At 60.3% G+C, this 9,140-nt stretch carries 9 protein-coding genes; 5 read left to right on the top strand and 4 right to left on the bottom strand.

The window, feature by feature from the left end; genetic code table 11:
* The first annotated feature begins 19 nt into the window (after positions 1–19).
* On the top strand, positions 20–832 hold the full coding sequence (locus tag PMI30_RS00220) for an alpha/beta fold hydrolase (RefSeq protein WP_008015244.1): 813 nt from the start codon (positions 20–22) through the stop codon (positions 830–832).
* 94 nt (positions 833–926) lie between these two features.
* Here the strand turns inward: PMI30_RS00220 and dsbG are convergent, their stop codons facing one another.
* From dsbG to PMI30_RS00240, 4 genes are all read right to left on the bottom strand, one after another.
* Positions 927–1,694 carry a thiol:disulfide interchange protein DsbG gene (gene dsbG / locus PMI30_RS00225; RefSeq protein WP_008015243.1) on the bottom strand — a complete coding sequence of 256 codons (768 nt, stop codon included), beginning with the start codon at positions 1,692–1,694 and terminating at the stop codon, positions 927–929.
* Complete coding sequence (locus PMI30_RS00230) at positions 1,670–2,536, bottom strand: TlpA disulfide reductase family protein (protein WP_008015242.1); 867 nt, start codon at positions 2,534–2,536, stop codon at positions 1,670–1,672. Before PMI30_RS00230 ends, dsbG begins: the two co-directional genes overlap by 25 nt.
* Positions 2,536–4,272: a protein-disulfide reductase DsbD gene (gene dsbD, locus PMI30_RS00235; RefSeq protein WP_008015241.1), complete on the bottom strand. Its 1,737-nt coding sequence runs from the start codon at positions 4,270–4,272 to the stop codon at positions 2,536–2,538. The genes PMI30_RS00230 and dsbD overlap by 1 nt, the downstream gene beginning before the upstream one ends.
* A 103-nt stretch (positions 4,273–4,375) precedes the next feature.
* Positions 4,376–5,074: a hypothetical protein gene (locus tag PMI30_RS00240; protein ID WP_008015240.1), complete on the bottom strand. Its 699-nt coding sequence runs from the start codon at positions 5,072–5,074 to the stop codon at positions 4,376–4,378.
* Between the two features lie 301 nt (positions 5,075–5,375).
* Here PMI30_RS00240 and PMI30_RS00245 point away from each other — a divergent pair, with 301 nt between their 5' ends.
* The 4 genes from PMI30_RS00245 to PMI30_RS00260 form a co-directional block, all read left to right on the top strand.
* Positions 5,376–6,056 carry a response regulator gene (locus PMI30_RS00245; RefSeq protein WP_007894982.1) on the top strand — a complete coding sequence of 227 codons (681 nt, stop codon included), beginning with the start codon at positions 5,376–5,378 and terminating at the stop codon, positions 6,054–6,056.
* A complete protein-coding gene (locus PMI30_RS00250; protein ID WP_008015239.1) occupies positions 6,053–7,378 on the top strand; it encodes an ATP-binding protein in 1,326 nt (441 codons plus the stop codon). The genes PMI30_RS00245 and PMI30_RS00250 overlap by 4 nt, the downstream gene beginning before the upstream one ends.
* Before the next feature lie 197 nt (positions 7,379–7,575).
* Positions 7,576–8,061 carry a GNAT family N-acetyltransferase gene (locus PMI30_RS00255; protein WP_008015238.1) on the top strand — a complete coding sequence of 162 codons (486 nt, stop codon included), beginning with the start codon at positions 7,576–7,578 and terminating at the stop codon, positions 8,059–8,061.
* A gap of 143 nt (positions 8,062–8,204) precedes the next feature.
* On the top strand, positions 8,205–9,140 hold a 936-nt coding region (locus PMI30_RS00260), incomplete at its 3' end, for a diaminobutyrate--2-oxoglutarate transaminase family protein (RefSeq protein WP_008015236.1).

Raw genomic sequence — 9,140 nt, 5'->3', positions numbered from 1 at the left:
TTCACCAGGGAGACAGTCGATGCCCTTCGTAACGGTTGATGGACAAGCGCTTCACTACATAGATCAAGGCACAGGCCCTGCGGTACTGCTGGCCGGCAGTTACCTGTGGGACCAAGCCATGTGGGCGCCGCAGATTGCGGCGCTGTCGCAGCACTATCGGGTCATCGCTCTGGACCTGTGGGGCCATGGCCAATCCGGGCGGATGCCCGAGTGCACCAAGTCGCTGGATGACGTGGCACGCCAGGCCCTGGCATTGCTCGATCATCTGGACATCCACAAGGTCACGCTGGTCGGTCTTTCGGTCGGTGCCATGTGGGGCGTGCGACTGGCGCTGTCAGCACCGCAGCGGCTCAACGGTCTGGTGCTGATGGACACCTACGTCGGCGTCGAGCCCGACCCGACCCGCCAATACTATTTCTCGCTGTTCCAGCAGATCGAAGACAGCGGTGTGATCTCGCCGCAACTGCTCGACATTATTGTGCCGATCTTCTTCCGCCCGGGCATCGATCCTCAGTCGGCGCTGTATCAGGATTTTCGCGCCAGACTGGCCGCGCTGCCGGCCGACCGTCTGCGTCAAAGCATCGTGCCGATGGGGCGGATTACCTTTGGTCGTGATGATCTGTTGCCGCGCCTGGGTGAACTGAACCCTGAAACCACGCTGTTGATGTGTGGCGATCAGGACAAACCGCGACCACCGTCGGAAACCAGAGAAATGGCTGAGTTGATTGGTTGCCCGTATGTGCTGGTGCCGGAGGCGGGGCATATCTCCAATCTGGAGAATCCGCAGTTTGTTACAGATGCACTGCTGAAGTTTCTAGGCGGGAGAAATTAGCCGATTTTGATGACCTCATCGCGAGCAGGCTCGCTCCCACAGGGATATGCGGTCACCTGTGGGAGCGAGCCTGCTCGCGATGGGGGCGATGGGATTACTTAGGCCCCAGAATCTTCACCAATTTATCCGGCGACGGCGCGCCTTGCTGCTGTTGCAGCTGGCCGTTGTCATCCATGTAGAAAATTGCCGGGGTGGCGGCCAGTTCCAGGTCTTCCATCAACTGCATGTTCGCCGCGAGTTTCGCCTGAATCGCCGGCGGCACATCTTTCAGTGCCTTGAGCGAACTGTCCTTGCCGGCTTTCTCATGGTCTGCCAACGCCTTTTGCGGGTCCTTGGCGGCCAGCAGCGCGGCGGATTTACCCGGGCTGTCTTCGCGAATGATGCCGACCATGATGTGCCGCAATTGCACCTTGCCAGCCTTGACCCACGGCCGCGCCTGTTCCCAGAACATGTTGCAGTACGGGCAATTCGGGTCACTGAACAGATAGACGATTCGCGGTGCATCCTTGTTGCCGTCACCGATCCAGTTGCTCGCTTCCATCTTGCCCCAGACTTCCTTGGCCATCGGCGCGTAGACCAGTTTTTGCAACGGCGCGCTGCTCAGGTCATTGCCTTCGGCGTCGTACAAATTGCCCAGCAGTACATGTTTGCCGTCCGGGGTCAGGTACAGCGCCATGCCACGGTTCTGGTACTGCGCCGCATAACCGCGCAGGCCGTCGGGCGCGTCAAAGGTGCCGACAATTTTGGCGCCCTTGGCTTCGATCTTCTTGATCGCTTCAGGCAATTCATCGGCCTGTACCGACGGTAAGTGCAGCAGGGCGGCACCCAGGGTCAACGTCAGCAGGTGGCGGAGGCGGAGCATGGCAATTTCCTTGAAGGCGTGGCCGAGGTGGCCGGGTTCGGGGTGTCGAAGTTTTCCAGGGCGCGGGTCAGGCTGGCTTCAGAGAGTTCGCCCAGATGGCTGCCCAACAGGTACCCGTCAGGGCTATAGAACAGCGTAGTCGGCAATGCCATGGAACCCACCGCCTGGCTCAATCGACCGCCGCCATCGAACAGCACGTTGGTCAGGCTCAGGCCCTGGGTTTCGAGAAAGGTGGCGACGCTCTGCATGCTTTCGGCCTGGTTGACGAACAGGAAGGTCAGGTCCGGGCGCTGCAACTGGGCGTTTTCCAGCACCGGCATTTCCCGGCGGCAGGGCGGGCACCAGGTGGCCCAAAGGTTGATGACCAGCGGACCGCCCTGGTAGTCGCTGAGCTGTATGGTTTGGCCGGCGGCGTTGCGCAGGGTGATCTGCGGCAGGCGTGTGCCTTGTTCATAAATGTTCAGGGAGAACGTCGCCAGCAGCCAGAACGCCAGGCCACTGACCACGCCAAAGCCCAACGGCCGGCGCATGCCCGGGCGACGCCAGCCTCGATACAACGCAGCAAGCAACAACACGACCACCCCCGGCCAGGCGAGGAAACCACCGTCGCGCAGGTCGATGATCTGCCACGGATCGTTGCGATACTGCGCCCAGTAGGCCATCACGAAACCGACCCGGGCCGCCAGCATGCCCAGCAGGAACAGGCTGAACAGCACCGACTCCGGGTTCTCGCCGCCACGCTTGGCCACCCGCCAGCCGACAAAGGTCGCCAGCGCCAGGGCACTGATCAGCAGCAGGTGGTTAAGCGCGATGGCAAAGGTGCCGAGGGTAAAGGTCAGCATTAACGAGCGTCTCGGGTGGTGGTCCAGCGTTGCAGGAAGGTGCCGGCATCGACCTCACCGGTGATGCGCTGGCTGCGGCGCTCTTCGCCGTCGGGGCCGATCCACAAGAAGCTTGGCGGCCCCGGCACTTTATAACGGCCGAGCAGTTCGCGGCTGGCGGCATTGTCGGCGGTGACGTCCAGCCGTAGCAAGCGCACATCGCTGAGCGCTTGCAGTACCTGCGGTTTGCCGAAGACCTGTTTTTCCATGACTTTGCACGACACACACCAGTCGGCGTAGTAGTCCAGCAGCACCCATTGGCCCTGGGCCTTCGCCGCATCGAGTTCGCGTTGCAGGACGGCGGGTTCCTTGATCGTCGTGAATGCATCATGAGCGCTCGGCGCGGTGGCGTCGGTACGGCCGGCGCTGTACACCTGCAACGGCTGATATGGATCGTCACTGCCACCCGCAGCACCGACCACCAGCAGGCTGCCCCACAGACCCAATAGCAGCGAACTGGCGCCGAACAGATGGGCGACGCGACCAAAGCCTTGCGACTGCTTCCAGGCGCTGTAGGCGGCGATCAACAACAACGCGCCGCACAATCCGAGCCACAGCGACTCATCCAGCACCGGGCGCAGCATCAGCAGCGCGGTGGCGAGGAACAGGAAACCGAACACGCCTTTAAGCAGGTTCATCCAGGCACCGGGCTTGGGCAGGAAACGATTGCCGACAGTCACCAGCAACAACAGCGGCACACCGATGCCGATACCCATGGCGAACAGAATCAGCCCGCCGTGCAGCGCATTGCCGCTCTGGGCGATATAGAGCAGGGCGCCGGCCAATGGAGCGGTCATGCACGGTCCCACCAGCAGGCCGGACAAAGCCCCGAGCACACCGGCACCGATCAGGTTGCCACCGCGCTGATTGCGCGAAACATGTTCCAGCCGATCTCGCACGGCCACCGGCAACTGCAGCTCGAAGAAACCGAACATCGGCAAGGCCAGCAGCACGAACACCGCCGCAAAGCTGCCGAGCAACCAAGGGTTTTGCAGCAGCGCCTGAAGGTTCGCCCCGAGCAGCGCCGCCAGAACGCCCATCGCCGCATACACCAGCGCCATGCTGATCACGTAACTGCCAGCCAGTGCAAAGCCGCGTTTGGGCGTGGCACCGCTGCCAACGATCAAACCCGCCAGAATCGGCAGCATCGGCAACGAGCAAGGCGTGAACGCCAGCAGCAGCCCCAGGCCGAAGAACACCAATAGGCTCCAGCCCAGCGCCCGTTGTTGCAGGCCGCTGGCCAGGGCCTGGTCGGGCGCCTCTTCATTAAACGCGCTAAGGACATTGCTGGCGCCAAGATCGACGACTTGAGTTTGTGGCGGATAACACAAACCGGCATCTGCGCAGCCCTGGAAGCCCACTTTGATCTGACCGGTGGCACCGGCCGGGATCCTCAGCTCCAGACCCTGGCGATAGACCTGCTGTTCGCCGAAGAACTCGTCGCTGTGGGACTCGCCCTCCGGTAGCACCGGCATCTGCTCCGGGGCCAGACCGTCGAATTTCAGGCGTTTCTGATACAGGTAATAATTGTCGGCAATTTGCCAATAGAGCTGGGTTTCCCCGGATTCAAGACGCTCGGAGGTGAAGATGAACGCTTTTTCCACCGGGAGAAAATCGGGTTTGGTCTCGAACGGATTCGTTCCTGCCTGGGCCACACCCGAGATCAAGAGAACAAAGAATAAAAACAGTCGACGCATGGGTAAGCCTTATCCCTGTGCAAGTGAGGTGCACAGTGGCGGGCGGCGATTAACCGATGATTAACCGCGCCGGTGGGATGTGCCCACTTCGCCAGCGACTCTGTCAGCCTCGTAGCAACCCTGGCCAGGACTCATTATCGATGGTGATCGGGCCGGACTCTGCCCTGTTTTCCTGGATGTTGTACCGGATGTATTCGTTATTGGTCAGAAAGATATATAAGTAATTGTCCACTAGGGTCCGGTCATTTTGCGCAGCGGTAATGATTCGATCTTTATACGCTGACAGCCCGGGCCAGGTCTTTTCGTTAATGTCTTCTTCGATAATCGTACCGTATCCGAAATCAAGGCGAAGTGCCTTGCCGTTGTTCAGCAGGAAACGAAACAGATGTGCTCGTCCAGGTCGGGTTTGCCACCATGTTCCGGCGATAATTTTATCGAAGTATGGGACCAGTTGATGCCAACGTGTTTTCTCGAGCGGCAACGTACGGATGAGGGTCTCGGTATCCTGATTGTATTTGTGGACACATGGGCTGTTTTTGCCGAAACCGTAACGATCGAACAACCATAAAATGTCGCCGTCAATCGCGTCAGTGTCGAAGCCTGTGGTGGTGAATCCGAAGCGAAGATTTTGTGCGTTGTGAAAACCTCCCCAATTGCAAGAAACAGGTAGAGGGTAACTGGTTGGAACTTGATTTTCACGGATGCTGAAGCGCGAGTAAGTGTTGGTGCCTTTGAAGAAGAAGTAAATCTGGTCGTATTCAGAACGCCAGTCGACGGCAACAACGTTTTCGAATGTTGTCATGGTTCTAATCCTTTAGGAAGTTGATATGTTTTGATAAGGGTTGAAGTTTTATTGTTTGTTTGGTGTGTGGGCAGGTTAGAGGGGTGTTTTATTTTTGTATAGTTGTGGAGTGTTGGTGTTTGTTTCTTTTGAAAGTTGGGTGTTTCAATAACTTTATGTTTAGTAAAACGGATTGTCCGACACCGGCACCGTGTAGATGCGTTGCGAATTGAGTGCCGCCAGCCTCGTCGGTTGTGGACTTGCCATAATTGCGGCTTAATCCTTCTCTGTTTGACTCTCCTTTTTTGTTCACGGAGCTCCCATGCACGTACTGGTTTGTGAAGACGATGAGCTGATCGCCAGCGGCATTGTTGCCGGGTTGACCGCTCAAGGCCTGACCGTCGAGCACGTCGCCACCGCATCAAAGGCTCGGGCGATGCTCAAAGTCGCGGAGTTCGACGTCATGGTGCTCGATCTCGGTCTGCCCGATGAAGACGGTCTGAAGCTGTTGCAGCAATTGCGCCATCATGGCCTGGAAATCCCGGTGCTGATCCTCACCGCGCGGGATTCGGTCACCGACCGGGTCGACGGCCTGCAAGCGGGCGCCGACGACTACTTGCTCAAACCGTTCGACCTGCGCGAGCTTGCCGCGCGTCTGCACACGCTGTTGCGGCGGGTGGCGGGGCGCAGCGTCAACCTGATCGAACACGGCCGTCTGACCTACGACCCGAGCAGCCGCGAAACCATGCTCGGCGGTCAGCCGGTGGACCTTTCCCGTCGCGAACAGTCACTGTTGCAGGCCTTGCTGCACAACCGTGGCCGTGTGCTGTCCACCGAGCAATTGAAAGACAGCGTCTACGGTTTCAACGACGAACTGGAAAGCAACGCCCTCAACGTGCATATCCATCACCTGCGGCGCAAACTCGGCAATGGCATTGTCGAGACCGTGCGCGGCCTGGGCTATCGCCTGGGGCCGGCCGATGGCGGAGAGCAATCGAAGTGATGAGCCTGCGTTTGCGGTTGAGCCTGACCCTCGGCGCCGCGTTTGCGCTGATCTGGGCCCTGGCCGCCGCCTGGATGCTCAGTGATCTGCGCAACCAGATGATGTTTTCCCTGGACCAGCGGCTGGTGGCGTCGGCGCGGATGGTGGCCGGGCTGCTGGAGCAACTGCCGGCGTTGCCGAGCAAGGGCGAGGGGACTCATTTCAGCGCTGAACAGCTGAGCATCCCTGGCGGCATGGCCTGTCAGGTCAGCTCGTTGCGCGGCGAGATCCTGGCGCGCAGCCACAGTAGCCCCGAACAAACCCTGGAGGCCGAAAAAATGGGCTTTCACGATCAAATGATCGACGGCGCACCTTGGCGCAGCTTCACCCTGGCGCGCGGTGATGTGCGTATTACCACCGCCGACCGGCAAATCGAGCGCGAAGCGCTGAACATGTCCATTCTGCTGGCGGCCTCGGTACCGGTCGGCGTGGCGCTACTTGGTTGCCTGTGCCTGTTGTGGCTCGGCATCGGTCAGGGGCTGGCACCGCTCAATCGTATGCGTGATGCGTTGATGCGACGCAGCGCCGATTCGCTGGAGCCGTTGCAGATCCAGCCACTGCCCAGCGAACTGCAGCCGCTGCTGGAAACCCAGAACCAGTTGTTCCAGCGCATCGGCAAGACCATCGAGCGCGAACGGCGCCTGACCGGTGATGCCGCCCATGAATTGCGTAGCCCACTGACCGCCATCAAAACCCACTTGCAAGTGGCGCGCATGACCGAAGGCAGCGCCCGGGATCAGTCCTTGGCCCGGGCCGAAGAGGGCGCCGACCGTCTGCACCGAACGCTTGAACAATTGCTGCTGCTGGCGCGCGTCGAGGGCAGTCTGTCGTTCGATGATGGCGTGCAATGCAGCGCCGAGCAGGTGGCGAAACTGGCGATTCAGGATGCGGCCAGCGGTGATCGTCAGCGGATCAAGTTTCAGATGCCGGCCAGATCCTCCAATGCGCCGCTGCAAATGCCCGCAGTGCTGTCGATTGCTGCGTTGCGCAACTTGCTCGACAACGCCCTGCGCCATACCCCGGGCGAAGGGGCGGTGGAGCTGAGCCTGGAAACCACCGGCAATCGCGTGCGCTTTTTGGTGCGCGATCACGGCCCGGGGATTTCCGAAGACGACCTGCAACACCTGACCCAACGCTTCTGGCGCAACGCCCAGAGCACCGGTTGCGGCCTCGGCCTGGCGATTGTCCAGGCCATCGTCCAGCGCTGCGGCTGCACCTTGCATTTCGACAGCCGGCCGGATGGCTTGCGGGTCGAGCTGACCATGCCGCTGCAACCGGTGTGATGGCCTTCGCGGGCAAGCCTCGCTCCTACAGGGTTAGTGTTGATTTCGAAATCAGCGCGGACCTGTAGGAGCGAGGCTTGCCCGCGAAAGCAATCTTCCATACACACCAAATGTAACGTCTCTCCATTAGCCACCCGGCCCCCACAACGTTATCGTCCTCCGGCAGCTTTGACTCAATGGATTGAGGTAACAGCGCCATGGATGCATCGATAAACATCTGCAAGGCAACGCCTGCCGACGCCGGCATCATCAGCCGCATCGTCGAGCGGTCTATTCGCGTCGGCTGCGCGCTCGATCACCGCAACGATCCGCGAACCGTCGCCACCTGGACCCATAACAAAACCATCGAACACGTGCAGCCCTGGCTCGCCGACCCGCGGTTGTACCTGAACATCGCCCTGCTACAGGACAAACCGATCGGCGTCGCCATGGCGGCGCTCAGCGGCAAGGTCGCGTTTTGTTACGTGCAACCGGAATGGTTTCGGCGAGGCGCCGGACAAGCGTTGGTGCAGGACCTCGAGACGTGGTTGATCGCTCGCGGTTTACCTCAGGCGCGGCTCAACAGCACCCGTACTGGCGAGGCGTTTTACCACCGTCTGGGTTACCGGGCTTGCGCTGAAACCTTCACTGTGGCGGGACTCCACGCCATTCCCATGCACAAGGCGCTGTCGCCACCTTCATAGAAAGCTGATCGAGGGTCTAAATCCTTGAGGTCCTGATGCGTTTCCAGAACAGGAAAACCTGCAAGTGCGCCCCGTGACTGGAACGCGCACCTGTCCGGTGTGAAGTTTTGGTCACTATCAACAGCGTATTGAGGGGTCGAGAGATGTCAGTCGCTACCAGCCTTATCGAAGATCAGCCGGCCCGGATCCTCCCGACGCCAGCCGAGACGCTTTATCAGTTCAACGAATCGCCGCTGCTGGCCCGTCAGAGCCAGCAGGAATCGAATGCTCGCAGCTACCCGCGGCGTATTCCCCTGGCACTCAAGCGTGCCAAGGGCATTTATGTCGAGGACGTCGAAGGCCGCAGTTTCATCGATTGCCTGGCCGGTGCTGGGACGCTGGCCCTGGGGCACAACCACCCGGTGGTGATCGAAGCGATCCAGCAAGTGCTGACCGATGAACTGCCGCTGCATACCCTGGACCTGACCACGCCGGTCAAGGATCAGTTTGTCCAGGACCTGTTCGGTCTGTTGCCACAGGTATTGGCCGCTGAAGCCAAAATTCAGTTTTGCGGGCCCACTGGCACCGATGCGGTGGAAGCCGCGCTGAAACTGGTGCGCACCGCCACCGGGCGCAGCACCGTGTTGTCGTTCCAGGGCGGTTACCACGGCATGAGCCAGGGCGCGCTGAGCCTGATGGGCAGCCTGGGGCCGAAAAAACCGTTGGGTGCGTTGCTCAGCAATGGCGTGCAGTTCATGCCGTATCCCTACGATTACCGTTGCCCGTTCGGGCTCGGCGGCGCGCAGGGGGTGCAGGTCAACCTGAATTACCTGGAAAACCTGCTGAATGATCCAGAGGCCGGTGTGCAATTGCCCGCTGCCGTGATCGTCGAAGCGGTGCAGGGCGAGGGCGGGGTGATTCCGGCCGATCTTGACTGGCTGCGCGGCTTGCGACGCATCACCGAGAAGGCCGGCGTAGCGCTGATCGTCGATGAAATCCAGAGCGGTTTCGCCCGCACCGGCAAGATGTTCGCCTTCGAGCACGCCGGGATCATTCCGGACGTGGTGGTGCTGTCCAAAGCCATCGGCGGCAGCCTGCCG

The organism is Pseudomonas sp. GM50 (genome assembly GCF_000282375.1).
Taxonomy (GTDB): Bacteria; Pseudomonadota; Gammaproteobacteria; order Pseudomonadales; family Pseudomonadaceae; genus Aquipseudomonas.
This window is presented reverse-complemented; position numbering and strand designations above follow the sequence as displayed.